At 62.0% G+C, this 23570-nt stretch carries 21 protein-coding genes; 12 read left to right on the top strand and 9 right to left on the bottom strand.

The genetic code is table 11. From position 1 onward, the window contains the following. Positions 1 to 417 precede the first annotated feature (417 nt). Positions 418 to 1095 carry a type 1 glutamine amidotransferase domain-containing protein gene (locus tag KVQ74_RS25055; RefSeq protein ID WP_217834045.1) on the top strand — a complete coding sequence of 226 codons (678 nt, stop codon included), beginning with the start codon at positions 418 to 420 and terminating at the stop codon, positions 1093 to 1095. Positions 1096 to 1188: 93 nt separating this feature from the next. Here the strand turns inward: KVQ74_RS25055 and hglS are convergent, their stop codons facing one another. The 3 genes from hglS to KVQ74_RS25070 form a co-directional block, all read right to left on the bottom strand. Next, positions 1189 to 2568 (bottom strand): 2-oxoadipate dioxygenase/decarboxylase HglS, encoded by a 1380-nt coding sequence (hglS, locus tag KVQ74_RS25060; protein WP_217834046.1) that lies wholly within the window; start codon positions 2566 to 2568, stop codon positions 1189 to 1191. 119 nt (positions 2569 to 2687) lie between these two features. Then, a complete protein-coding gene (locus KVQ74_RS25065; protein ID WP_217834047.1) occupies positions 2688 to 3617 on the bottom strand; it encodes an alpha/beta fold hydrolase in 930 nt (309 codons plus the stop codon). Positions 3618 to 3638: 21 nt separating this feature from the next. Further along, complete coding sequence (locus KVQ74_RS25070; RefSeq protein ID WP_217834048.1) at positions 3639 to 5093, bottom strand: flavin-containing monooxygenase; 1455 nt, start codon at positions 5091 to 5093, stop codon at positions 3639 to 3641. 189 nt (positions 5094 to 5282) lie between these two features. On the opposite strand from KVQ74_RS25070, the gene KVQ74_RS25075 reads away from it, so the two are divergent. Both KVQ74_RS25075 and KVQ74_RS25080 read left to right on the top strand, forming a co-directional pair. Further along, complete coding sequence (locus tag KVQ74_RS25075) at positions 5283 to 6356, top strand: diguanylate cyclase (protein ID WP_217834049.1); 1074 nt, start codon at positions 5283 to 5285, stop codon at positions 6354 to 6356. Between the two features lie 124 nt (positions 6357 to 6480). Beyond that, on the top strand, positions 6481 to 7719 hold the full coding sequence (locus KVQ74_RS25080) for a M20/M25/M40 family metallo-hydrolase (protein WP_217834050.1): 1239 nt from the start codon (positions 6481 to 6483) through the stop codon (positions 7717 to 7719). On the opposite strand, the gene KVQ74_RS25085 is transcribed toward KVQ74_RS25080, so the two are convergent. Then, positions 7694 to 8659: a LysR substrate-binding domain-containing protein gene (locus KVQ74_RS25085; protein WP_225930176.1), complete on the bottom strand. Its 966-nt coding sequence runs from the start codon at positions 8657 to 8659 to the stop codon at positions 7694 to 7696. The genes KVQ74_RS25080 and KVQ74_RS25085 overlap by 26 nt on opposite strands. 113 nt (positions 8660 to 8772) lie before the next feature. On the opposite strand from KVQ74_RS25085, the gene KVQ74_RS25090 reads away from it, so the two are divergent. The 3 genes from KVQ74_RS25090 to KVQ74_RS25100 are packed head-to-tail and all read left to right on the top strand — an operon-like array spanning position 8773 to position 11030. Continuing rightward, on the top strand, positions 8773 to 9795 hold the full coding sequence (locus KVQ74_RS25090) for an aldo/keto reductase (RefSeq protein WP_217834051.1): 1023 nt from the start codon (positions 8773 to 8775) through the stop codon (positions 9793 to 9795). Then, a complete protein-coding gene (locus KVQ74_RS25095; RefSeq protein ID WP_217834052.1) occupies positions 9792 to 10589 on the top strand; it encodes an SDR family NAD(P)-dependent oxidoreductase in 798 nt (265 codons plus the stop codon). The genes KVQ74_RS25090 and KVQ74_RS25095 overlap by 4 nt, the downstream gene beginning before the upstream one ends. 30 nt (positions 10590 to 10619) lie before the next feature. Next, positions 10620 to 11030, top strand: coding sequence for an SRPBCC family protein (locus KVQ74_RS25100; RefSeq protein ID WP_217834053.1), 411 nt, complete (start codon positions 10620 to 10622; stop codon positions 11028 to 11030). Between the two features lie 38 nt (positions 11031 to 11068). On the opposite strand, the gene KVQ74_RS25105 is transcribed toward KVQ74_RS25100, so the two are convergent. Together KVQ74_RS25105 and KVQ74_RS25110 are read right to left on the bottom strand one after the other, a co-directional pair. Next, the gene (locus KVQ74_RS25105; protein ID WP_217834054.1) at positions 11069 to 12463 is read right to left on the bottom strand and encodes a sensor histidine kinase; all 1395 of its coding nucleotides are present in this window, start codon (positions 12461 to 12463) and stop codon (positions 11069 to 11071) included. Then, on the bottom strand, positions 12441 to 13124 hold the full coding sequence (locus KVQ74_RS25110) for a response regulator transcription factor (RefSeq protein WP_217834055.1): 684 nt from the start codon (positions 13122 to 13124) through the stop codon (positions 12441 to 12443). The genes KVQ74_RS25105 and KVQ74_RS25110 overlap by 23 nt, the downstream gene beginning before the upstream one ends. A 301-nt stretch (positions 13125 to 13425) precedes the next feature. On the opposite strand from KVQ74_RS25110, the gene KVQ74_RS25115 reads away from it, so the two are divergent. The 5 genes from KVQ74_RS25115 to hcnC all read left to right on the top strand — a co-directional run bounded on the left by KVQ74_RS25115 (position 13426) and on the right by hcnC (position 18334). Then, positions 13426 to 14358: a hypothetical protein gene (locus KVQ74_RS25115; protein WP_217834056.1), complete on the top strand. Its 933-nt coding sequence runs from the start codon at positions 13426 to 13428 to the stop codon at positions 14356 to 14358. Positions 14359 to 14581: 223 nt separating this feature from the next. Continuing rightward, positions 14582 to 15121, top strand: coding sequence for a hypothetical protein (locus KVQ74_RS25120; protein WP_217834057.1), 540 nt, complete (start codon positions 14582 to 14584; stop codon positions 15119 to 15121). 240 nt (positions 15122 to 15361) lie between these two features. Then, the gene (gene hcnA / locus KVQ74_RS25125; RefSeq protein WP_217834058.1) at positions 15362 to 15676 is read left to right on the top strand and encodes a cyanide-forming glycine dehydrogenase subunit HcnA; all 315 of its coding nucleotides are present in this window, start codon (positions 15362 to 15364) and stop codon (positions 15674 to 15676) included. Further along, positions 15673 to 17082, top strand: a complete 1410-nt coding sequence (gene hcnB / locus KVQ74_RS25130; protein WP_217834059.1) for a cyanide-forming glycine dehydrogenase subunit HcnB — start codon at positions 15673 to 15675, stop codon at positions 17080 to 17082. Before hcnA ends, hcnB begins: the two co-directional genes overlap by 4 nt. Beyond that, positions 17075 to 18334, top strand: a complete 1260-nt coding sequence (gene hcnC / locus KVQ74_RS25135; RefSeq protein WP_217834060.1) for a cyanide-forming glycine dehydrogenase subunit HcnC — start codon at positions 17075 to 17077, stop codon at positions 18332 to 18334. The genes hcnB and hcnC overlap by 8 nt, the downstream gene beginning before the upstream one ends. A gap of 45 nt (positions 18335 to 18379) precedes the next feature. Here hcnC and KVQ74_RS25140 read toward each other — a convergent pair whose 3' ends face one another. Next, on the bottom strand, positions 18380 to 20188 hold the full coding sequence (locus KVQ74_RS25140; protein ID WP_217834061.1) for a monovalent cation:proton antiporter-2 (CPA2) family protein: 1809 nt from the start codon (positions 20186 to 20188) through the stop codon (positions 18380 to 18382). Between the two features lie 218 nt (positions 20189 to 20406). On the opposite strand from KVQ74_RS25140, the gene KVQ74_RS25145 reads away from it, so the two are divergent. After that, positions 20407 to 21321, top strand: coding sequence for a LysR family transcriptional regulator (locus tag KVQ74_RS25145; RefSeq protein ID WP_217834062.1), 915 nt, complete (start codon positions 20407 to 20409; stop codon positions 21319 to 21321). On the opposite strand, the gene KVQ74_RS25150 is transcribed toward KVQ74_RS25145, so the two are convergent. Then, positions 21311 to 22078, bottom strand: coding sequence for a substrate-binding domain-containing protein (locus KVQ74_RS25150; protein WP_217834063.1), 768 nt, complete (start codon positions 22076 to 22078; stop codon positions 21311 to 21313). The two genes, KVQ74_RS25145 and KVQ74_RS25150, sit on opposite strands and share 11 nt — an antisense overlap. 11 nt (positions 22079 to 22089) lie before the next feature. Continuing rightward, a complete protein-coding gene (gene tcuC, locus KVQ74_RS25155) occupies positions 22090 to 23382 on the bottom strand; it encodes an MFS transporter (RefSeq protein WP_217834064.1) in 1293 nt (430 codons plus the stop codon). Positions 23383 to 23570 lie beyond the last annotated feature (188 nt).

The raw sequence follows: 23570 nt of genomic DNA on the forward strand, positions 1-23570 counted from the left end.
TGGTGTTGCCATGGGGTGCTCTCCTTGCGGAATAAAAGTTAATGGCCCGGAGGCGATATCGCCCGGTGGGTGCCTGACGGTTATCAAGGAGCGTGCCAGGTTTTGTGCAGGTGCCGGAATCCGGGGCTATAACGCGCTCTGACAGGCGTTTTCCGCCGTTTCTGGTAGTGACTCAGGAAGAAAGTGCGCAAGAAGTTGCGCAGTACTGCGCAACTTCTTGCGCACTTGGCTGGAAGCCTTGAGCCACAAGGCTTCCAGCGATTCTGACCGGCTTGTTCGGGAAATTGTTGCGCAACTTCTTGCGCATCACGGCCTGATGCCAGCATTCGACCGGGTGAAACGAACCCGTGGGCAAAAGGGTCAATCACTCACGCGCCGTTGAGCGTTTGAACATTCCTCAAACCGAGTACGAACGATATGAAAATTCTGATGGTTCTGACTTCCCACGATCAACTGGGCGACACCGGCAAAAAAACCGGCTTCTGGCTGGAGGAGTTCGCCGCACCGTATTACGTGTTCAAGGATGCGGGCGCTCAACTGACGTTGGCGTCGCCCCAGGGCGGCCAGCCACCGCTCGATCCGAAGAGCGATGCACCCGATGCGCAAACCGACGCCACCGAGCGTTTTCGCAAGGACTCCGCCGCCCAGTCGGCCCTGGCCTCGACAGTCAGGCTCGAGACGATCAAGGCAGCGGATTTCGACGCGGTGTTCTACCCCGGCGGTCATGGCCCGTTGTGGGACCTGGCCGAGGATCGAAACTCGATTGCCTTGATCGAGGCGTTTTACAACAGCGGCAAACCGGTGGCGGCGGTCTGCCACGCGCCCGGCGTGCTGCGTCATGTCAAGGGGGGCGATGGTCAGCCGCTGGTCAAGGGCAAGCGCGTCACCGGCTTCACCAACAGTGAGGAAGACGCGGTGCAATTGACCGATGTCGTGCCGTTTCTGGTGGAAGATGAACTCAAGGCCAAGGGCGGGATTTATTCCAAAGCTGAGGACTGGGTCAGTTATACGGTGGAAGACGGGTTGCTGTTGACCGGGCAGAATCCGGCGTCATCCGAAGAGACTGCGTTGGCATTGCTGTCGCGGTTACGTTGACGTTTTAGAAAGCCAAAGATCGCAGCCTTCGGCAGCTCCTGCAGGGACCGAACTTCAATGCAGGAACTGCTAAACGCTGCGATCTTTCTTACTTCAACGACTCAGCAGCGCCAGACACTCCTCGATCGACCGCCGCTGCGTCTCGGCATACAACCCCAACTCATCGATCGTCGAACGCCCCAGCGCCTGTTCGAAGGCCTGGCGATTGGAATGCTCGCCATAGTGCGCCTGCGCTGCATCCCCGAGGTTCGACTGAAAAATCCCTGCCGCACTGACCGGCAGGAAATCTTCGTACACCAGTGGTTCAGCTTTCACATAGCCGTTACTCACCAGATCCTCCACAGACGCATCACCCTGGCGACCCGCCGTCTGGCCTTTTTCCGTCACAAAATAGCGAAAATACGCCAGCTCCTGTTTCCGCATGCCCTCAAGGCTGTCAGGAAATTCGCCAAAGTGCTGAGTCATCAGCGCGTCATAGCGCAGGGCATTGCCTTCGTTGGGAAACTCACCGAGTTCATCGCGAGCGGCATTCAGCAAGCGGTCGTACAGCGCACGGCCCTTGGGCGTAAGCGCCGCGCCGCGTTGTTCGATTTCACCGAAACGGGCGCTGTGGCTGCCACGGGTTTGCGCCTGGTCGGTGAAGGCGATCGGTTCGTCCAGCGCCTTGAAACTGGTCTGGCGCAGCAGGATCGGGCACTGCCGGCGTGGGGGGCCTTCGATGACGGCCTTGGGGGTGATGCCATGCAGGGGCATCTGTGTCTGTACGGTGTCGATGTCCAGGGTGCGGGGCGTCAGGTGGTTGATGTGCGGGCCTTTGAAGGCCACCACATCGGCGATCAGGCGATGCTGGGCGCTGAGGCTCTGGTACTGCGCGGCGGTAACGGTGGCGCTGTGATGCCAGCGAAAAGTCTCCAGGGCTTGCAGGACAAATTCCCGGGCTTCGGACTCGGTCAGGCCACCGGCGCTTTCGGCCTGTTCGATCAGGCGCAGTGCTTGCGGCGTGAAGATCGAGCGCTTTTCCAGCACCGACTCTGCGAAGGCTCGCAGCTCGGGAGCCTCGATCAGTTCCAGGCGCAACAGCGAGGTGAACACCCGGAACGGGCTGACTTGCAGGGCATCTTCATGCACCGCACGGAATGCCGTGGAGTGCACCGGAACGCCCGCCGGAGTCAGGTCGTAATAGCCCACCGGTTGCATGCCCATCACCGCAAACAGGCGGGCGAGGGTGGCGAGTTCGGCGGCGGTGCCAACCCGGATCGCGCCATGACGCTCCATGTCCAGGCGTTCTATTTCGCCGGTGCTGTTCAGTTGCCGGGCGACGTTCGGATCGCGCTCCAGCACATTGCGGTTGGTCTGTTCGACCAGTTCCATCAGTGCGCCGTACAGCGGCACTTCTTCGCGGTACATGTCGGACATCGCTTTGGAGAAGCGTTGGCGGATCAGGTCGGGGCTGATGAACGGCTGCACGGTCATGAAAAAAATTCCTGGCACGGTCACGTAGAGGATGGAGGAAAGATCGCAGCCTTCTCCTGCGCGGGCAAACGAAGAATCCTACGAACTTCATTCTGCCAACGACTGATCCCGTGCTTATTTCATCGTGCGCCAGTGCTCAAAAAGTCCCGATACAACCGCGCGGTGTTGGAGGGTTGCTCGACCATCGGCATGTGCCCGACACCGTCCCAGACGTCGACCCGCAAATTGACGATGCCCTTGCTCCACACCGGTACGCTGCTGACGTCGATCAGGCGATCCTTGCGACCCCAAAGCAGCAGCGCCGGGCATTTGATGTTCGGTAGTTGTGGCTCCATCGGCGGGCTGGCGCGGAAATCACGGAAGATCTCCTCCAGTTCGTCGCGCTGCTGCTCGTAACGCTGGGCCATGGCGTCCAGCACCAGGCCGGGCACCCACGGCGGGGTGGCCATGGTCATCGCGTAGAAACGCCGGAATTCCTCCCGGGAATTGATCAGGAACGGGTTATGCCCGCGTGCCAGGTGGCGTTCCATGTCGCTGGGCTCCGGCGCGGTGACGCCGGCGGGGTCGATCAGGGCCACCGAGGCGATCCGGTCGGGGTAGTTCGCCGCCAGCCACGCGGCGATGTAGCCGCCCATCGAGTTGCCGATCACGTGCACTTTTTCGACGCCGCAGACGTCCAGCAACTGGATCATTCGTTTGGCTTGTACCGCAATGTCGTAGCCGCCTCCGGCCTTGAAGCCGGTTTCACCGTGGCCGGCCAGATCCGGAATGATCACCCGGTAATGCCCGACAAAGTGCCGGGCGAAGCGCAGCCACAGGTTCTTCTCGGCGCTGTAGCCGTGGAGCATCAGGATGCTGCTCGACGCTTCGTATGGCCCGCCTTGCCAGGTCGAAACGGACATTTCGGCGATCGGCACTTCAATTTTGTGCAGACGATACAACTTGGCCTCGAGCGCCATGCTGAGGTCATAGAGCCAATGGCCGACCGCCGGATAACTCAACCAGCTCCAGGCCACGAAAACTGCGAGGGCGACAAACAGTAAAAGCATCGACGTCTTCCTTTTACGTGCTCAAGACAGAATGTGGTCAGCCGGTTTCAGCGCCCGGGTCAACCGGTAAAAGCTGAAACTGAAGCCCGGAAATATCGCGATCACATGACCGCTTTTGCTCTGATACCAGCTGTGACAGCCACCGGTTTTCCAGACCGTACGCTCCATCTCCCGGTGAATCATCTGAGTGTAGGTACGTTCTGCTTCGGGGCGAACTTCAATGCTGCGCAGGCCTTTGGCCTGCAAGGTGCGGATGCAGTCGAGGATGTAGTTCATCTGCGATTCGATGATGAACAGCGCCGAGGTGTGGCCAATCCCGGTGTTCGGCCCGGTGACGATAAACAGGTTGGGAAAGTCCGGCAGGCTGGTGCCGAGGTAGGCGCGCGGAAATTGTGCCCAGACGTCGCGCAGCTGCACGCCGTTCTTGCCGCTGACCGGGTAGGAAATCACCCCGTCGGTGGCGTCGTAACCGGTCGACCAGACGATCAGGTCAACATCGACGTGCTGACCGTCCGCTGTGAGAATGCCGGTTTCATCGAGGGCGGCGATGCCTTGCTCGCGGCTGTGCAGGGTCACGTTGGGCCGGGTCAGCGCCGGGTAGTACGTGCTGGAAACCAGTACGCGCTTGCAGCCGATGGTGAAGTCCGGTGTCAGTTTTCGCTGCATTTGCGGGTCAGGCACCTGACGTTTGAGGAAGCGCAGGGCCTGGCGCTGCACCAGATGAACCGCTGGTCTTGAGTATTTGAAGGCGATGACCCGAGTCTCGAACTGCCAGTAGAGCAGCCAGCGCAACAGTTTGTAGGCCGGTTTCAGACCGAGCAGCCAGCGCTGGAATACGCCGAACGTGCGGTCGGCCCGGGGCAAGACCCAGTGTGGCGTGCGCTGGAAGACGTGCAGGTGTTCGACATCCGGGGCAATCGCTGGAATCACCTGTGCCGCGCTGGCGCCGCTGCCGATGATTGCCACACGTTTACCTCGGTAGTCGTAGCTGTGATCCCAATTGTTTGTGTGAAAAGTCTTGCCCCGAAAGCGTTCTTGTCCAGGGAAGTGTGGGATCACCGGTTGGCTCAGCGGCCCGCTGGCGTTGATCACGAATTGCGCATAGAAAGTGCCTTTGGCGCCCGCGTGTACGGCCCAACGCTTTTGTGTATCGTCCCACTCGATGCGCTCGACATTGGCCTGTAACTCGACCCGCTCACGCAAGCCGAAACGCTCGGCCACGTATTCGGTGTAGCGGTGCAGTTCTGCCTGGCCGGCGAACATCTGCGTCCAGCGATAGGGCGCGAAAGACAGCGAATACAATGGCGAAGGCACGTCTACTGCCGCGCCGGGGTAGGTGTTCTGGCACCAGGTGCCGCCGAAGAAGTCCCGCCGCTCGAGCAAGCGAAAATCGTCGATGCCGGCCTTGAGCAGGTTGACCGCCGCGCACTGGCCGCCAAAACCGCTGCCGATGATCAACACTCGATAGGTGTGCATGGGCCTCCTTCTTATAGTCGTTTTTCCGTTTTCCTACATTCATGTATAGCCAAACATTTGTCCGGTGTGGGCTGGTGATGGCGGGGTATTCGGCCCGCTGGCCGGTGATGGCGGTTTAACGTTGCCCTGTTAGACTCCCAGCAGTCGGTTTTGCAGTACGCGCCGTCGCGCCGAGTGGTAGAGGCTCCTATGGGAAAAACAGGAGGAAAGGGACTTTCACTGGCCAGGAGGCTGTATACATCGCGAACGCTCGGGCTGGTCCTCGGGCTCTTGTGCGTGGGCGCTGCCATGTACCCGCTCGACCCGCCCGTGTGGGTCTGGGTGCTGATGCTGTTCAACGGCCTGCTCTGGCCGCATCTGGCCTTTCAATGGGCGCGCCGGGCGAGGGTTCCGTACCACGCCGAACACCGCAATCTGCTGATCGACGCCTTTCTCGGCGGCTTCTGGGTCGCCGCCATGCATTTCAATCCGCTGCCCAGTGCCACGACCGTTTCGATGATGGCGATGAACAATGTCGCCATTGGCGGCCTGCGTTTTCTGCTGGTCGGCGCGGCGGCGCAGTTGCTGGGCGTCGGGGTGGGGTTGGTGGTGTTTGCGCCGGCATTCATCCCGACGACCACGCCGTCGCAACTCTACGCCTGCCTGCCGTTGTTGATGCTGTATCCGCTGGCGCTGGGCTGGATCTGTTTCCGTCAGGCCTACACCTTGGGCCGGCATAAACGTGAGCTGCTGGCGCTGAGCCGCACCGACAGCCTTACCGGTCTGCTCAATCACGGCGCCTGGAAGGATCAACTGGACATCGAGTTTCAGCGTTGCAAGCGCGAGCAGAAAGGCGCGGCAATCGCGCTGATCGACATCGACCATTTCAAAGCCATCAATGACACCTACGGCCATGTGGCCGGTGACATCGTCCTGCGCCAGTTGAGCAAGATGCTCAAGCAGAACCTGCGGGCCAGTGATGTGGCCGGACGTTATGGTGGCGATGAGTTCTGCGTGATCCTTCCAGAACTGCCGCTGTTCAACGCCGCCCAGAACATGGAAGCATTGCGCGAGCGTTTTTCCGCGCTGGGCTACGAACAGAGCCCGGCACTGAAAGTCAGCCTGAGCATCGGCCTGGCGGTGCTCGACGCGTCCCACGGCGATGCCACGCTGTGGCTCAACGATGCTGACCTGGCGCTGTACGAAGCCAAGTCAACCGGGCGCAACCGGGTGATTTGCTGCAGTGCCGGCAAACCCCGGCGCGAAGTGCTCGGCTCGGTCTGAAACCCAGCGAAAATCCCCTTGCGGGAGTGCGGTATCAATCCGGGGAATGTCGCATCCGGTGTAGAGCCTCGGCGCGATGTACGGTACGGTTCAGAGCCTCCCGACACGAAACAAGGATCGATTCATGACGCTCAATATCCCGCGTTCCCTGCTGGCCGCCGGCCTCGGCCTGACACTGTCCTTTGCAGCCTCCAGCGCTTTTTCCGAACCCCACAAACAAGTGCTGGCCGATGCCGAGCAGTATCAGCCCGAAGCCCTGAAACTGCTGGAACGCCTGGTCAATATCGACTCCGGCTCCGGTTATGAACCGGGTCTGAAGCAGGTCAGCGAGATTGCCATCGACGAGTTGAAAAAGCTCGGCGCGACCATCGAACGGGTGCCCAATACCCCGGAAAAAACCAACCACGTTCTCGCCACCTTCAAGGGCACCGGCAAGGCGAAAATCCTGCTGATGGCGCACATGGACACGGTGTTCAAGGAGGGTTCCGCTGCCGAGCGGCCGTTTCACATCAAGGATGGCCGGGCGTACGGGCCTGGGGTGATGGATGACAAGGGCGGCATCGTTGCCGGTATCTATGCGCTGAAAGTCCTGAAGAACCTCGACTTCAAGGATTACGCGCAAATCACCTTTCTGCTCGACGCCAGCGAAGAAACCGGTTCGGACGTCGCCACCGACCTGATCAAGAAAACCGCGAAGCTGCACGACGTCACCCTCAATCTCGAGCCGGGCCGTCCGGCCGATGGCCTGGTGGTGTGGCGCAAGGGCAGTGCCACGGCGCTGGTCGAGGTCAAGGGCAAAGCGGCTCACGCCGGGGTCGCGCCGGAATTGGGGCGCAACGCGGCAATGGAGGCGGCGCACCAGATTCTGCAACTGGGCAAGCTGGGCGACGAGGCGAAGAAAACCACGATCAATTTCACCGTGCTCAAGGCTGGCGATCGTACCAACGTGATTCCCGATCAGGCCACGGCCAAGGCTGACGTGCGCGCGGCGGTGCCGGAGGAGTTCGACCGGATCGAGAAAGACCTGGCGCGGGTGTCGCAGGACAAGTTGATTGCCGACACCACCGTCATCACCAGCCTGCAACGCGGCTTGCCGCCGATGCCGCAGACGGCGGAGTCCGATCGTCTGATGGCGATGGCGCAGGGGATTTACGGTGAAATCGGTCGCAAACTGACCGAGGAAGGCAGCGGCGGGGCGGCGGATGCCAGCCTGTCGGCCGGTGTCGGGACGCCGACGCTGGACGGTTTCGGGATCGTCGGCGGCAATATCCATACCCCCGAGGAGTACGCCGAAGTCGACAGTGTGGCGCCGCGAATCTATCTGTTGTCGCGGATGATCATGGAGCTGGCGAAGGGGCGGTGATCCTGGCCTGACCTTCATCCAATATCCCCCAATCCTCACTCTCTGGAAGAGGCTGAGGGTTGGAGTCCGTCAGCACCTTGCGAAACGTCTCCACCAACGGGCGCAAATTGATCCGGTGCCACGCTGCCCACAGCGGCGTGGTGAACGCCAGCCAGGGCACCTCGCGCAGCACCACGCCCGGCGGCGCGTTATGGCTCAGACCCTTCTGGATCATCGCGATGCCCAGCCCTGAAGCGACCAGTCCGAGGGCGGTAAACGGCTCGGTAGCCTGCATGCGCACATCCGGGGTGAACCCGGCACGGATGCACGCGCTTACAAACTCATCGTCGGCGCCCTGGCGCGGTTGCACACCGATCCACTCCTGACCGGCCAGATCCTCCGGGGTCAGCGCGGCCCGCTGTGCCAGCGGATGCTGTTCCGGCAACGCCAGCAGCATCGGGTCGTCGAGGACCTGGAAACCCAGCAGGTCGGGGTCGTCAGTCGTCGGCGGCTCACTGACCAGCGCGATATCCAGACTACGCTGACGCAGGCCTTCGAGTTGCTCGGCGGAACTCAGGTTGTACAACGCAACGTGGACGTTGGGCCGATCCACCCGCAACACGCGCAACGCATTGGGCAGCACCCCGGCGTGCATGGCGTTTTCGATGTAGCCGATGCACAAGCCGCCTTCCTCGCCACGGCCCAGGCGCTTGCCGAGGGATTCCAGGCGATTGGCGTGGGTCAGCAGGGCGCGGGTTTCGGCAAGGAACGTCTGACCGTCGCGGGTCAGGCGGATGCGTTGCTGGCTGCGTTCGAACAGGGTCAGGCCGAGGCGCTCTTCGAGCTGGGCGATCTGCCGGCTCAGCGGCGACTGAGAAATGTGCAGGCGCTCGGCGGCACGACCGACGTGCTCTTCCTCGGCGACCACCACGAAATAACGCAATTGGCGAATATCCAGCATGTCAGACCTTCAGGGACTCAAGTGCTGCGCATTATGTCTTGGACGGTCTTGAGGTCGCAATCTAGGATCTGCCCAACGGTCGATCACGGCCAAGACACTACGAGGAAAGAATCATGAGCTTGAAAGACAAACTGCCCGGCCAACTGGGCTTCGGCACCGCGCCATTGGGCAACATGTTCCGCGCAATCCCGGAAGACGAAGCACAAGCCACCGTACACGCGGCGTGGGAGGCCGGTGTGCGTTACTTCGATACCGCGCCGTTCTATGGCTCGGGCCTCTCGGAAATCCGCCTGGGCGAGGCGTTGTCCCGCTACCAGCGTGATGACTATGTGCTCAGCACCAAGGTTGGCCGGGTGATTCTCGATGAAGTCGAAGACGCCGCTGCCCGGGATCTGGGCGAGAAAAGCGGCGTGTTCGAACACGGCCGGCCGAACAAGATCGTCAACGATTACAGCGCCGATGCCACCCTGCGTTCGATCGAAGACAGTCTCAAACGTCTGAAGACTGACCGTCTCGACATCGTTTGGGTCCACGACATCGCCCAAGACTTCTATGGCGATCAATGGCTGGAGTATTTCAACCAGGCGCGCACCGGCGCATTCAAGGTCCTGACCCGTCTGCGCGAAGAGGGCGTGATCAAGGGCTGGGGCCTGGGCGTGAACAAGGTCGAGCCGTGCGAACTGACCCTCGACCTCAGCGAAGCGCAACCCGACGGCTTTCTGCTGGCCGGCCGCTACACTCTGCTGGATCACGACCGCGCCTTGCAGCGTCTGATGGATTCGGCACGGGCGCAAAACGTTGAAATCGTTGTCGGCGGCCCTTATAGCTCGGGGATCCTGGCCGGCGGCGCGCACTTCGAATACCAGAAAGCCAGCCCGCAGATCATTGCGAAAGTCGAGCGGATCAAAGCGCTCGCGGCGGCCCATGGCGTGGATGTAAAGGCAGCGGCGTTGCAATTCTCCCTGGCCAATCCGGCGGTCGCGGCGGTGATCCCCGGCGCCAGCAAACCGGGGCGGATTGCTGAAGATGTGGCGGCCCTGTCGGCGGTGATCCCGGCCGGTTTCTGGCAGGCCATGCGTGAAGCGAACCTGGTGTCGGAACGGGCACCATTGCCAATCGACGAGGTGAAAGCATGAAAATCGATTTGACTGGAAAACTCGCAATCGTCAGCGGTAGTACCGACGGCATCGGCCTGGGCATCAGCCGGTCGCTGGCCGAGTCCGGCGCCACGGTGGTGGTGATCGGCCGAACCACCGCCAAGGTCGACGAGGCACTGGCGAGCATTCGCCAGAAGGTGCCGGGTGCGCAACTGCGTGGTCTGACGGCCGACCTGGGCACCGCCGAAGGCGCGCAGACACTGTTCGCGGCGGAGCCGAAGGCCGACATCCTGGTGAACAACCTCGGGATCTTCAACGACGTGGACTTCTTCGAAACGCCAGACAGTGAGTGGACGCGCTTCTATGAGATCAACGTGATTTCCGGCGTCCGTCTGGCGCGGCATTACACGCCGGCCATGGTCGAGCAGGGCTGGGGCCGGGTGATTTTCCTGTCTTCGGAATCCGGCGTGGCGACACCGGCCGACATGATCAACTACGGCGTGACCAAAAGCGCCAACCTGGCGGTGTCCCATGGTCTGGCCAAACGCCTGGCCGGTACAGGGGTGACGGTCAATTCGGTCCTGCCGGGGCCGACCTTCACCGACGGTCTGCAAAAGATGCTCCAGGGGGCCGCCGCCGAGTCCGGCCGTGAGCTGCGTGACGAGGCCGACGCCTTTGTGCGCAAGGCCCGTCCGACGTCGATTATCCAGCGTGTGGCGGATGTCGAGGAAGTCGCGCATCTGGTCACCTACATCGCTTCACCACTGTCTTCGGCCACGACCGGCGCCGCGCTGCGCGTTGACGGTGGCGTGGTCGACAGCCTGGCAATCTGAACCTGAATTTCTACCCAGAGACGTTTATTCATGGCAACTGCATCAGCATTTATCGATATCCCGGCTTCGGCCGAGCAGGTCTGGCAATTGATCGGCGGCTTCAACTCGCTGCCGGACTGGCTGCCGTTCATTCCCCGAAGCGAACTGAGCGAAGGCGGGCGCGTGCGTTCGCTGCAAACCGCCGACGGCGGGGTGGTGATCGAGCGCCTGCAAGCGTTCGATGACGCGGCGAAAACCTACAGCTACTCGATCCTGCAAGCGCCGTTCCCGGCCACTGACTATCTGTCGACCCTGAAAGTCGAAGCCCTGGGGCAAGGCGCACGGGTGACCTGGTCGGGCCGCTTCAATGCCAAGGGCGTGAGCGACGAGGAAGTGGTGGCGCTGTTCAGCGGCATCTATCAGGGCGGCCTTGAGGCGTTGCGGGCCAATTACCCGGCCTGATTGATCGGTGATCACCCTCCCGCAAGGGAGGGTGAGCTTCAGGATTGCGAGATCAGGCTCTGCCGACAATCGAGCACCAGTTTCGCGCCGCCCAGCTCGCTGCTGCCGACATCGAGGCTGAAGTCATGCAGGCTGACAATCGCGGCGACGATCGACAATCCCAGACCAAAGCCGTTTTTCAGCTGTCCACCCTCGGCGCGGTAGAAGCGCTGGAACACCGCTTCGCGCTCCGAGGCGGGAATACCGGGACCTGAGTCATGTACTTCGATCCGGGTATGCCCGCCATCATTGACCCCCCGCAAAATCACCGTGCCCCCGGCCGGGGTGAACTTGATCGAGTTGCTCAACAGGTTCGCCAGGGCCTCGAACAGCAACGCCCGGTCGCCGTTCAGGCGCGGCAGGGTTTCCGGCATGTTCAGCTCGAACCGCAGTTCGTCTTCTTCGGCCAGTGGCAGGTAGAACTCGTGCAGTTCTTCGAGCAACAACACCGGGTCCAGTTCGACAAAGCCTGAGCGCCGCTGCCGATCTTCCAGCTCGGAAATCCGCAACAACCCGCGAAACCGCGCCATCAGCGTATCCGCCTCGGCCAGCACCAGATCCAGTTGGGTCGCTTCCTGGGAACCTTCGCCAGCCTGCTGCTGCATGCGATACAGCTGCGCGCGCAGACGGGTCAACGGGGTGCGCAAGTCGTGGGCGATGTTGTCGCACACGCCTTTGACCTCGTTCATCAGGCGCTCGATGCGTTCGAGCATGGCGTTGACGATGGCGGCGAGCATGTCCAGCTCATCCCGGCGATTGGACAGCGGCAGGCGATGGGTGAGATCGCCGGCCACGATTGCCTGGGCGCTGGCCTGGATCGCGCGGATCCGCCGCAGCGGTCGGCGACGCAACAGATGCCAACCGGCGATTCCCGGCAGGATCGTCAGCGAAACGCCCCAGAACAACGCATGCAGGATGATTCGGGTCACGGCGAACAGCGAACCGTTGTCACGCAGCAACACCAGCCAGCGCCCGTCGCGGGTGTGGGTGGCGATGGCATCGCAGCTGTCAGCGGGCAGGGTCGGGTCATCGGAGTCGGCGCAATCGGCCAGGGTGTGAATCTTGCCGTCCAGCGCCAGGCCTTCGGGGATCTGCTGCAACGCACCGCCGAGGTAATTGCCGTGCGCATCGAACAGGCCGTAGGCGTCGATGCCGCGAATGTCGAACGTCATGCTCGCGGCCAGGGCCTCTTCCAACTGATCGCCCTGAAAGTGCGAGAACAGGTGCTGGCGTTGCATCAAGGAGTGCTTGGCGAGGTTGTCGAGATAGGCGGACACCTCGAAATACATGACCCCCATGAGGATCGCGCTCCAGGCCACGAACAACGAACTGTACAGCGCCAGCAGCCGGCTGCTGGAGGAACGCCAGCCGTCAGACGGGTTCGGCAATGACATAACCCGAGCCTCGAACGGTGCGGATCAGCGGGACGTTGCCCGGCGGGTCGATCTTCTTGCGCAGGCGACCGATGTGGACGTCGATCAGGTTGGTGCCGGGGTCGAAGTGATAACCCCAGACTTCTTCGAAAATCATCATCCGCGAGAGGATCTGGCCGCTGTTACGCATCAGAAACTCCAGCAATTTGTACTCGGTCGGCAACAGCGTCAGCACCTGCTCGGCGCGCCGCGCTTCGTGAGTGATCAAGTCCAGTTGCAGATCCGCGACTTGCAGGGTGGTCGGTTGCGTGCCGCCGCTGTTCTGCCGCCGCAGCAACACCTCGACCCGAGCAGCCATCTCGTCGGTGGCGAACGGCTTGGTCAGGTAATCGTCACCACCGGCGCGCAGGCCGCGCACTCGCTCATCGACATCGGACAGCGCACTGATCATCAGAATCGGCGTCGCCACGCCCATGGTGCGCAGGGTGGTGACAATGGCCAGACCGTCCAGCTCCGGCAGCATGCGGTCAAGGGTGATCAAGTCATAGTTGCCGCTGACGGCGCGGTCCAGGCCTTCGCGGCCATTGTCGACCCAGTCCACGTCGAGGCCGTGGCTGCTCAGTTCGGCAACGATTTCCCGCGCGGTCACGGCGTCGTCTTCGATGGTCAAGATACGAGTCATAGGGCGGCCCTGCTGATCGGTTCAAACGGAATGGCAGCATTTTGCCAAGATTTTGCGCTGTCGCTTTAAATTAACTTTCATGTTGTAGCTGCTGCGGGCGATGTCAGCCGAACTTTTTGTGCCAATGCATAAAACCCGCTGTTATTGACGGCTTGTTGCAATTTGCATGGTTACAGGAAGTTCAGTTTATTTAACTGATTGAAAAATAAGAATTTATTAAAGTTTTGCGTCTGGCACGGTCACTGCAATTCATCTCTCGACGAGTTGTAACACCATTTTTCCTGCCGGGAGCAGAACAACAATGAATAGATCCTCTGATGGGTTTTATCCTGCCTTTGAAGGTGAGTCGAGCGACGTCTCAGGGGTGTCCTGGGGCGCGATCTTCGCCGGTGCCGCAGCGGCTGCGGCGTTGTCGATGATTCTGGTGCTGCTCGGTTTCGGCCTGGGCTTCTCAGCGGTTTCTCCATGGGCCGGGGAGGGCGTCAGTGCCAAGGGCCTGGGCATTTCGACGATTGTCTGGCTGGCTGCCACGCAGATCATCGCTTCCGGCGCGGGTGGCTACATCGCCGGCCGGCTGCGGGTGAAGTGGGCCAACATGCATGGTGACGAGGTGTATTTCCGCGACACCGCCCATGGTTTCCTGGCCTGGTGCGTGGCGACGCTGGTGACCGCGACCCTGGTGGTCGGCTCGGTCAGCAGCATCGTCAGTGGCGGGGTGCAGGCCGGAGCCAGTGTTGCCGGTGGTGCCGCCAGTGCCATGACCCAGGCGGCCGGTACGGCGGCGGCCAACACCGACAGCGATCAGTACGGTTACTTCGTCGACAGCCTGTTCCGTGATGACCGTCCGGCTGCCGTCAGCGATGACGCGGCCCGTGGCACCGTGACCAGGATCTTCGCCCAGAGCCTGGCCAACGGTCAGCTCAGCGCCGAGGACCGTACCTACCTCGCTCAACTGGTGGCGCAACGGACCAACCTGTCGCAGGCCGATGCCGAACGTCGTGTCGATGAAATCTATGCCCGTACCCAGAAAGCCATCGCCGACGCCAAAGTTAAGGCCCAGCAAGCGGCCGATACCGCCGCCAAAGTCGCTGCCGTGACAACGCTGTGGATGTTCGTAGCGCTGTTGGCCGGTGCCTTCTTTGCCAGCCTCGCCGCTACCTTCGGCGGTCGCCGCCGGGATGCCGTCGAGTATGTCGAAGTCGAAACCTACACCACGACGACCCCCGTCCGTTAATCAAGGAGCATGACCATGCGTTCACTACTGCTGTTTTTCCTCGGCGTGCCAATCCCGATCATCATTCTGATCGCCCTGTTCGTACACTGATCCCTTGAGGCACGGGCCTCGGCCGCTTTCACTTTCGGGTGCAAGCGGCTTTTTGCTTTCCGGGAAGGCAGAAGGGAGAATCACTGCCGGAAGTGGATTGGCCGCTTTCTACCTGTTTTTAAGGATGAGTACGTTGGACAAGAAGGAAATCAGACGCCAGGTTGGCGAAATGCTCGGCGCCGGTCGCTCGAAGACCGAGACTTTCCAGGCGCTGTCCGGTGGCGCGCTCAAGGACAAGGCCCTGGCTTATCTGATCGGCTCGCGCCCGGATCCGCAGTTGCTGGACCGGCATGCCGGCAAGATAAAAATCCTGCTCGGGCTGACTTACGTCCAGGCGCTTATCGGTCTGGTGGCCGGCTATTTTCTGGGATTGACCATCAGCCCGGGTTTCGCCATCGGGCTGGGCCTGTTTGCTGGGGGCGTGCCCTTGCTGTTTGTCTGGGGCTTCCACCGGAACATGGCGCAGGCTTATACCGCTTACGTGATTCTGTCGATCAGCCAGGTGCCACGGATGTTCAAGGGTTACGCCGAGGACCCGACGGGGACGGTGATCGGGGTGGTGATTACGCTGGCGATGGTGTTCTTCGTTGCCTGGCTGAAAAACCTGCTATTCCCTGATCTGGGTTTCATCGGACCGAAAAAGATCAAGGGGCAGTTCGTTTTCTCCAACTGATCGTTGAACAATCCGACTGCTTTCACTGGCCTGGATCAATATTTCCCTCGGCGCGATCGCCTAACGTGAATGATCCAGGCCTTTGCTGAGGTATGAACTACAGTGCTTCACGCGCACCTTGTTGCGCTGACGGGAGTACCCGCGTCGACACCCAAACCACAGCAATAAAAACGTCGACAAGATGTAGTGCAGCAAGGAGCTGACACCACCTCAACCGAACCTTCACGGATGAACATCGCAATGCACTGCCTAGAAAGAACCTTTGATATCCAGCCTCTGACACAGGCGGATATGACCGTACACATCAACGGTCAACCGGTCACCGCCGCCATCGGCGAAACCGTCCTCAGCGTCATTCAGTCCCTCGGTGTGCGTCAGGTCGCACGCAACGATCACAACCAGATCAGCGGTGCCTATTGCGGCATGGGCGTGTGCCAGTGCTGCCTGGTGAAGATCAATGGCCGGCACAAGCGCCGCGCCTGCCAGACCGTGGTGCGCGAGGGCATGCACATCGAAACCCGGGTCAACCGCATCAACGAGCAGGAGGCGCCATGAGCCTGTATCCGGTGATCGTCGGCGGCGGCCCGGCGGGAATGGCGGCTGCCATCGAACTGGCCCGCCATGGTGTGCGCTGTACCTTGCTCGAAGAAGCCTCGCGCCTGGGTGGCGTGGTCTATCGCGGGCCGTTGCGCGACGGCGTGCAGCTGGATTACCTGGGACCGCGCTATTCCGAAGCGCTGGGCAAACTGCACGGTGATTTCCAGGCGCAATCCGGGTTGATCGACGTGCGCCTCAATCATCGGGTGGTCGGTGCCGAAGGCACGCGCTCGCTGGTGGTGCTGGACGGCGATGAACGCCTGCATGAAATCGAGTACCCGCAGTTGCTGCTGGCCGCCGGTTGCCATGAGCGCAGCGTGCCGTTTCCTGGCTGGACCCTGCCGGGGGTGATGTTGCTCGGTGGCTTGCAGCTGCAAATCAAGAGCGGTGTGGTCAAGCCGCAAGGGCCGGTGGTGATCGCCGGCACCGGGCCGCTGCTGCCGCTGGTGGCGTGTCAGTTGCACGCCTCCGGCGTCAGCGTCGCGGGCGTCTACGAGGCCTGCGCTTTCGGCAAGATCGCCCGTGAGAGCCTGGCGCTGTTGAACAAGCCGCAATTGTTCCTCGACGGCTTGAGCATGCTCACCTACCTGAAACTGCACGGCATCCCGATGAACTACGGCTGGGGCGTGGTCGAGGCTCGGGGTGACGGCGAGTTGAGCAGCGTCAGCGTGGCGCCGTATTCGGCGACGTGGGAGGCGGATCTGTCCCGGCTCGAACGCATTGAGGCCAAGACCCTGGCGGTCGGCTACGGCTTCATTCCGCGTACCCAATTGAGCCAGCAAATGGGCCTGGATCACGGCTTCAGCGACGACGGCTATCTGCGCGCCCACGCCAATATCTGGCAGCAGAGCAGTGAGCCGCACGTGCATCTGGCCGGCGACATGGGCGGGATTCGCGGCGGTGAAGCGGCGATGCTCGCGGGCAAGATCGCCGCGACCTCGATCCTGCTGCAACGCGGCGTGCTGGAAGAGGAGCTGGCGCGGGTTCGCCGCGACCGTTACCTGGGCAAACTCAAATCCATCGTGCGCTTTCGTGCAGCGGTGGATCGCTACACCGGACGCGGCGTCGGGCAAACCGCATTGCCGGCGGCCGACACGGTGATCTGCCGTTGTGAGCACGCAACCCGCGCCGACATCGACCGGGCGCTGGATCAGGGTGTGCAAGACATCGCCAGCCTGAAAATGCGCACCCGCGTAAGCATGGGCGACTGTCAGGGACGGATGTGCGTCGGCTATTGCAGCGATCGCCTGCGCCAGGCCACCGGTCGACAGGATGTCGGCTGGCTGCGGCCGCGCTTCCCGGTTGATCCGATCCCTTTTTCCGCGTTCCAGTCCCTCGGCACGGAGGCCGTTTCCCATGAGTAAGTTTTATGACGTGGTCATCGCCGGAGGCGGCGTGATCGGCGCGTCCATTGCCTATCAACTGTCCAAGCGCAGGGATCTCAAAGTCGCGCTGATCGACGCCAAGCGTCCGGGCAATGCGACCCGCGCTTCCGCCGGTGGTTTGTGGGCCATCGGTGAGTCGGTGGGCCTGGGTTGCGGGGTGATTTTCTTCCGCATGATGTCGGCCAACCGCAAACGCGCGACCCAAGGCGCAGCGGTGGCGGTGGACGCGAGTACGCCGCACATCCTGCCGCCATCGTTCTTCGACTTCGCCTTGCAGTCCAACGCGCTGTACCCGGCGTTGCACCGTGAACTGCTGGACAACCACGGGATGGATTTCAAGTTCGAGAAGACCGGGCTCAAATTCGTGATCTACGACGAAGAAGACCAGATGTATGCCGAGCACATTGTCGGCTGCATTCCGCACTTGGCCGATCAGGTGCGCTGGCTCGATCAGACGGCGCTGCGTGAAGCGGAGCCGAGCGTCAGCCGTGAGGCGCGTGGTGCGCTGGAGTTTCTCTGCGATCACCAGGTCAGCCCGTTCCGTCTCGCCGACGCCTACACCGAGGGTGCCCGGCAGAACGGCGTGGAGATGTTCGTCAACACCAACGTCACCGGGGTGTTGCATCACGGTACGCGGGTGACCGGGGTGCAGACGGCTGAAGCGGGGGTGTTTCACTGCAAGACCCTGATCAACGCCGCCGGTGCCTGGGCGGCGGACCTGAGCGAGTGGGCCACCGGCGTGCGGATTCCGGTGAAACCGGTGAAGGGCCAGATCCTGCTCACCGAACGCCTGCCGAAAATCCTCAACGGCTGCCTGACCACCAGCGATTGCTACATGGCGCAGAAGGACAATGGCGAAATCCTGATCGGCAGCACCACCGAAGACAAAGGCTTCGACGTCACCACCACCTGGCCGGAAATCGCCGGTCTGGTGCAGGGCGCGGTGCGTTGCCTGCCGGAACTGGCGGACATCAACCTCAAGCGCACCTGGGCAGGGTTGCGCCCGGGGTCGCCGGATGAACTGCCGATTCTCGGGCCGGTACGCGGGGTGGACGGCTACTTGAACGCCTGCGGGCACTTCCGCACCGGGGTGCTGACGTCGGCGATTACCGGGGTGTTGCTCGACAAACTGGTCAACGATGAACCGCTGCCGCTGGACATCACGCCGTTTCTGGCGGATCGCTTTGAAAGCGCATCGGCTAGGGAGGAGCGGGCACTGGAAATGGCCTGATGACCGATCGTTCCCACGCGTGGGAACGATCAGCCCTAACAAGGCTCAAGCCTTGCGCGATTCCTCTTCCAGTTGATCCGATTCGAACAACCGCGCCAGTTCCGCCCGGGCTTCCTGGGCGGTCTGCAGGACTTTGGCCGCGTCGTCGTAGATCGCGTGCTGGGCTTCGAGCACCTGTTCGTCGTGGTGCTTGAAGCGCTTGATCCGCGCATCGGCCTGGGCCTGGGTCAGACCGAGGCCGACCAGTGTGCGGCGGCTCATTTCCAGACTGGAGTAGTACGTCTCACGCACCGCCTCGGCGCCGACATCCACCAGTCGGTGAACGTGCTGACGGTTACGTGCGCGGGCGATGATTTTCATGTGCGGGTAAAGCTTGCGCACGACTTCGGCGGTCTTGATGTTGGTCTCCGGATCGTCAGTGGCGATCACGAAATATTCCGCTTCCTCGACCTTGGCCGCACTGAGGATTTCCGGGCGCATCGGGTCGCCGTAGAACACCGGTACGCCGCCGAAACTGCGCGACAGCTCGATGGTTTCCACCGACGTGTCCAGCGCCACGAACTTGATGTTCTGCGCGCGCAGGATCCGCGCCACGATCTGCCCCATCCGGCCCATGCCGGCGATCACCACCCGTGGGGTTTCGGTGTCGATCTGACGGAATTTCTCCGGCACTTCCACCGGTTGCACCTTGGGGCTGACCAGTCGCGCGCAGATCAACAGCAGCAGCGGGGTGACGGCCATCGACAGGGTGATGGTCAGCACCAGCAGGTCATACAGTTGCGGCTCGAACAGGCCCTGATCGCGACCGATCTTGAACACCACGAAAGCAAACTCACCGCCCGCCGCCAGCACGATACCGAGGCGAATGGCGCTGACCTTGTTCAACCCGCCCGCGAGCCGGCCGACCACAAACAGCAGCGGCAGCTTCAGGCCGATCAACAGCAGCGTCAGGCCCAGCACCGTGAGCGGCGTGCTGAGCAGCAGACTGAGGTTGGCGCCCATGCCGACGCTGATGAAAAACAGCCCGAGCAGCAGGCCCTTGAACGGTTCGATCTGCGCTTCCAGCTCATGGCGATATTCCGAATCCGCCAGCAGCAGGCCGGCGAGAAACGCCCCGAGCGCCATCGACACCCCTACCAGATCCATCAACCAGGCCGTACCGATCACCACCAGCAATGCGGTAGCGGTGGATACCTCCGGCAGGCCGGTTTTCGCCACCACGCGGAACACCGGACGCAACAGATAGCGGCCGCCGATCACCACCACGGCGATGCTGCCGAGGACCTGCAAACTGTGGCGCACATCGTCGGCGGTACTGGTGTGGTGTTCGACGCCAGCGAGCATCGGCACCAGGGCGATCAGCGGGATCGCGGCGATGTCCTGGAACAACAGAATCGCGAACGCCAGACGCCCGTGGGGGCTGGTCAGTTCCTTGCGCTCGGCCAGGCTCTGCAGGCCGAACGCGGTAGACGACAGCGCCAGCCCGAGGCCAAGCACGATGGCACTGTTGAGCGTCTGGCCGAACACCGACAGCGCCAGCACGCCGATCACCGAGCCGGTCAGCAACACCTGCGCCAGACCGACGCCGAACACCGATTTGCGCATCACCCACAAGCGTCGCGGCGACAACTCAAGACCGATGATGAACAACAGCAGCACCACCCCCAGCTCGGAAATATGGCTGACGCTCTGCGGATTGCCGACCAGGCCCAGCACCGACGGGCCGATGATCACCCCGGCAAACAAATAACCGAGCACGGCACCCAGTTGCAGGCGTTTGGCGAGGGGCACGGCGAGCACCGCAGCGAAGAGAAAGACGACGGCGGCTTGCAACAGATTGCCTTCATGGGGCATGGCGGGACTCCAGTAACGCGGTACGGCGGGGGCGACAAGGATAAAGGCTGAAACGATTTCATATCTACCGCAAAGCCACTGGGGAGGGCTGGTGCAGAGAGCATGCGCCTATCTGAACATCGTTCGGTGGCTGCGGATTGTATTGATGTGATCCTGTAATAATTTGCATCAATTAGTTACATTTATAGCTCCAGCGAATCAATCTCCGCGAGTCTCCCATGGCCATCAACTTCGACCTCAACGACCTGCAAGCCTTTCGTGCGGTGGTCGAGCAGGGCAGTTTTCGCAAGGCCGCCGACACCGTGCTGATCTCGCAACCGGCCCTGAGCCGGCGCATCGAGAAGCTCGAAGACGCCCTCGGCGTGAAGCTGTTTGAGCGCACCACCCGCAAAGTCAGCCTGACCCAGGCCGGGCGCGGGTTCATTCCTCGGGTCGAGCGCTTGCTGGATGACCTTGACGTGGCGTTGCTCGGCATCAGCGAAGTGGCCTCGAACCGGCTCGGTCACGTCACCGTCGCCTGCGTCCCGTCGGCGGCGTATTACTTCATGCCGCGCGTGGTCGCGCGTTATCACCAGCAGTTTCCCCGGATCAAAGTCAAAGTCCACGATTCCAGCGCCCACGACGTGCTCAGCGCGGTGGTCAATGGCGAGGCGGATTTCGGTCTGAGTTTCATGGGCACCCAGGACGCCGGCGTCGATTTCGAGCCGCTGGTGCAAGAAAGCTACGTGGTCGCCTGTCGCCGCGATCACCCGTTGGCCGGGCGCAGCAGTGTGACGTGGGACGAGTTCTACCAGCAGGATTACATCTCGCTGGACAAGACGTCCGGCAATCGCTTTCTGCTCGATCAGGCATTGAGCCGCGTGGTGCCGCAGCGTCCGAGCATCTGCGAAACCCTGCATGTGACGACGATGATCGGTCTGGTGGAGGCGGGATTGGGGGTGGCGGCGGTGCCGCTGATGGCGATGCCGGCGGCGGATCACCCGATCCTGACGCGGGTGCCGCTGACCGATCCGCAAGTGATGCGCAGCGTCGGCATCATCAAGCGCCGGGGTCGTACCCTGACCCCGGCGGCACTGGAACTGGAGCGGCTGGTGGTGGAAATGAAGGTCCAGCCGCCCATCGTCAGCGCTTGACCGAATCCAGTCCGGTGGCCTGCACATCCGCCTGGGCGGCGGGCGCGGCGAGGTAGGCGAGCAGGGCCTTGGCCTCCTGCGGATGCTGCGCGCCCACCGGAATGCCCGCCGCGAAGCGCGTCACCGATTGCACCGACTCCGGAATCTTCGCCACGAAACTCACCCCCGGCACCGGCAGCAATTCGCTGACCTGCTGGAAGCCCAGTTGATAGTCGCCCGTGGCGACCACCGAGCCCACCGGGATTTTCGGGATCATCTTCGCTTTTGGTTTCAACTGGTCTTCGATGCCCAGACGCTTGAACAGCTGCTGCTCGATGTACACGCCGCTGGCGCTGTCGGAGTAGGCCACCGATTGTGCGTCGAGCAGGGTTTTCTTCAGGGCGTCGACGTTGCTGATATCCGGCTTCGGCGCGCCTTCACGCACCACCAGACCGATCCGCGAATCCGCCAGCTCCACCCGCGAGGCCGGGTCGACCTTGCCTTGCTTGATCAAGTCGTCGAGGGCGTAGCCGACCATGATCACCACATCGGCCTGCTCACCGCGTGCGAGGCGATTGGGGATCGCCTCCGGGGCTTTGCCCATCGATGGGCCGAGGGTGGTGTCGAGGGTATTGCCGGTGGTAGCCGCGAATTTCGGGCCGAGGATCTTATAGGCGGCGGTGAAGCCGCCGGAGGTCATCACCCGCAGTTCTTCGGCTTGCGCCAGAGCGCTGCACGCGAGGAGGGCAAACGCGGTCAGGCTGAACAGTTTTTTCATGCTGACGCTCCTCAGGCCACGGCCGGTTGCAGACGACCGCCGCTACGGCGATACAGGTACAGCGTCGCGCACAACGCGCAGAGGGCGCCCACACTCATCCAGTAGCCCGGCGCGGCTTTATCCCCGGTGTACTGGATCAGGAACGTCGACATCGCCGGAGTGAAACCGCCGAACACCGCAGTCGCCAGGCTGTAGGCGAGGGAGAACCCGGCCACGCGCACTTCCACCGGCATGATTTCGGTCAGCGCCGGAATCATCGCGCCGTTGTACATGCCGTAGATGAACGACAGCCACAGCAGCACCAGCAGCATGTGAGCGAAGCTCGGCGCCTGCACCAGATACGACAGCGCCGGATAAGTCGTCGCCAGTGCCAGCAGCGCCATGGCGATCAGCAGCGGACGGCGACCGATGCGATCGGAAATTGCACCGCCGATGGGCAGCCAGCAGAAGTTCGACACCCCGACCAGCAGCGTCACCAGCAACGCATCGGCGGTGCTCAGGTGCAGCACGGTTTTGCCGAAGGTTGGCGCGTACACGGTAATCAGATAGAACGCGGTGGTGGTCAGCGCGACCATCAGCATCCCGCCAAGCACCACGACCCAGTTCTGGCCGAGGGTGCGGAACACTTCCTTCATGCTCGGGCGATGCTTGCGCACGGTGAACTCTTCGGTTTCCGCCAGATTGCGCCGCAGCAGGAAAATGAACGGCACGATCATGCAACCGACGAAAAATGGAATCCGCCAGCCCCAATCGGCAATCACATCCGGTGCCATCCACTGGTTCAGCGCGTAGCCCAGCGCAGCCGCGACGACGATTGCCACTTGCTGGCTGGCCGACTGCCAACTGGTGAAGAACCCGCGATTGCCCGGTGTGGCGATTTCCGCCAGATACACCGACACGCCGCCCAGTTCCGCACCGGCGGAGAAGCCCTGCAGCAAGCGCCCGATCAGCACCAGCGCCGGAGCGAACAGGCCGATGGACTCATATCCGGGCACCAGCACAATCAGGATCGTGCCGCTGGCCATGATCGACAGGGTGACGATCAGACCTTTGCGGCGGCCGACGTCATCGATGTACGCGCCGAGCACGATAGCCCCCAGCGGACGCATCAAAAAGCCTGCGCCGAACACGGCAAAGGTCATCATCAGGGACGCGAACTCACTGCTCGCCGGAAAGAACACCGCCGCGATCTGCGTGGCATAGAAGCCGAACAGGAAGAAGTCGAACTGTTCGAGGAAGTTACCCGAGGTCACCCGGAAAATGGCGCCGGCCCGCGAGCCGCCGTGTGGGATTGAGGCTGTCATAGAAAAGTACTCCACCGCTTTTATGACGTGCGCTACGGGGAGGCGGCGCACGGTTTTTATTGGGGCGGATAGTGGCGCAGGGGGATCGATCTGTTAATTGCATTGTTGGCATGCATTGATGCGCAGGACGGATCAATCGCCGATTGCATGGCATCGGTCGGAAACCCGTGGGAGCCGGACTGGCTCGC

The organism is Pseudomonas botevensis, from assembly GCF_019145475.1.
GTDB lineage: Bacteria > Pseudomonadota > Gammaproteobacteria > Pseudomonadales > Pseudomonadaceae > Aquipseudomonas > Aquipseudomonas botevensis.

Bases quoted from the DNA above. Each gene is read 5' to 3' on its own strand.
- KVQ74_RS25055 (WP_217834045.1), top strand. From the start codon at position 418: ATGAAAATTCTGATGGTTCTGACTTCCCACGATCAACTGGGCGACACC.
- hglS (WP_217834046.1), bottom strand. From the start codon at position 2,568: ATGACCGTGCAGCCGTTCATCAGCCCCGACCTGATCCGCCAACGCTTC.
- KVQ74_RS25065 (WP_217834047.1), bottom strand. From the start codon at position 3,617: ATGCTTTTACTGTTTGTCGCCCTCGCAGTTTTCGTGGCCTGGAGCTGG.
- KVQ74_RS25070 (WP_217834048.1), bottom strand. From the start codon at position 5,093: ATGCACACCTATCGAGTGTTGATCATCGGCAGCGGTTTTGGCGGCCAG.
- KVQ74_RS25075 (WP_217834049.1), top strand. From the start codon at position 5,283: ATGGGAAAAACAGGAGGAAAGGGACTTTCACTGGCCAGGAGGCTGTAT.
- KVQ74_RS25080 (WP_217834050.1), top strand. From the start codon at position 6,481: ATGACGCTCAATATCCCGCGTTCCCTGCTGGCCGCCGGCCTCGGCCTG.
- KVQ74_RS25085 (WP_225930176.1), bottom strand. From the start codon at position 8,659: ATGCTGGATATTCGCCAATTGCGTTATTTCGTGGTGGTCGCCGAGGAA.
- KVQ74_RS25090 (WP_217834051.1), top strand. From the start codon at position 8,773: ATGAGCTTGAAAGACAAACTGCCCGGCCAACTGGGCTTCGGCACCGCG.
- KVQ74_RS25095 (WP_217834052.1), top strand. From the start codon at position 9,792: ATGAAAATCGATTTGACTGGAAAACTCGCAATCGTCAGCGGTAGTACC.
- KVQ74_RS25100 (WP_217834053.1), top strand. From the start codon at position 10,620: ATGGCAACTGCATCAGCATTTATCGATATCCCGGCTTCGGCCGAGCAG.
- KVQ74_RS25105 (WP_217834054.1), bottom strand. From the start codon at position 12,463: ATGTCATTGCCGAACCCGTCTGACGGCTGGCGTTCCTCCAGCAGCCGG.
- KVQ74_RS25110 (WP_217834055.1), bottom strand. From the start codon at position 13,124: ATGACTCGTATCTTGACCATCGAAGACGACGCCGTGACCGCGCGGGAA.
- KVQ74_RS25115 (WP_217834056.1), top strand. From the start codon at position 13,426: ATGAATAGATCCTCTGATGGGTTTTATCCTGCCTTTGAAGGTGAGTCG.
- hcnA (WP_217834058.1), top strand. From the start codon at position 15,362: ATGCACTGCCTAGAAAGAACCTTTGATATCCAGCCTCTGACACAGGCG.
- hcnB (WP_217834059.1), top strand. From the start codon at position 15,673: ATGAGCCTGTATCCGGTGATCGTCGGCGGCGGCCCGGCGGGAATGGCG.
- hcnC (WP_217834060.1), top strand. From the start codon at position 17,075: ATGAGTAAGTTTTATGACGTGGTCATCGCCGGAGGCGGCGTGATCGGC.
- KVQ74_RS25140 (WP_217834061.1), bottom strand. From the start codon at position 20,188: ATGCCCCATGAAGGCAATCTGTTGCAAGCCGCCGTCGTCTTTCTCTTC.
- KVQ74_RS25145 (WP_217834062.1), top strand. From the start codon at position 20,407: ATGGCCATCAACTTCGACCTCAACGACCTGCAAGCCTTTCGTGCGGTG.
- KVQ74_RS25150 (WP_217834063.1), bottom strand. From the start codon at position 22,078: ATGAAAAAACTGTTCAGCCTGACCGCGTTTGCCCTCCTCGCGTGCAGC.
- tcuC (WP_217834064.1), bottom strand. From the start codon at position 23,382: ATGACAGCCTCAATCCCACACGGCGGCTCGCGGGCCGGCGCCATTTTC.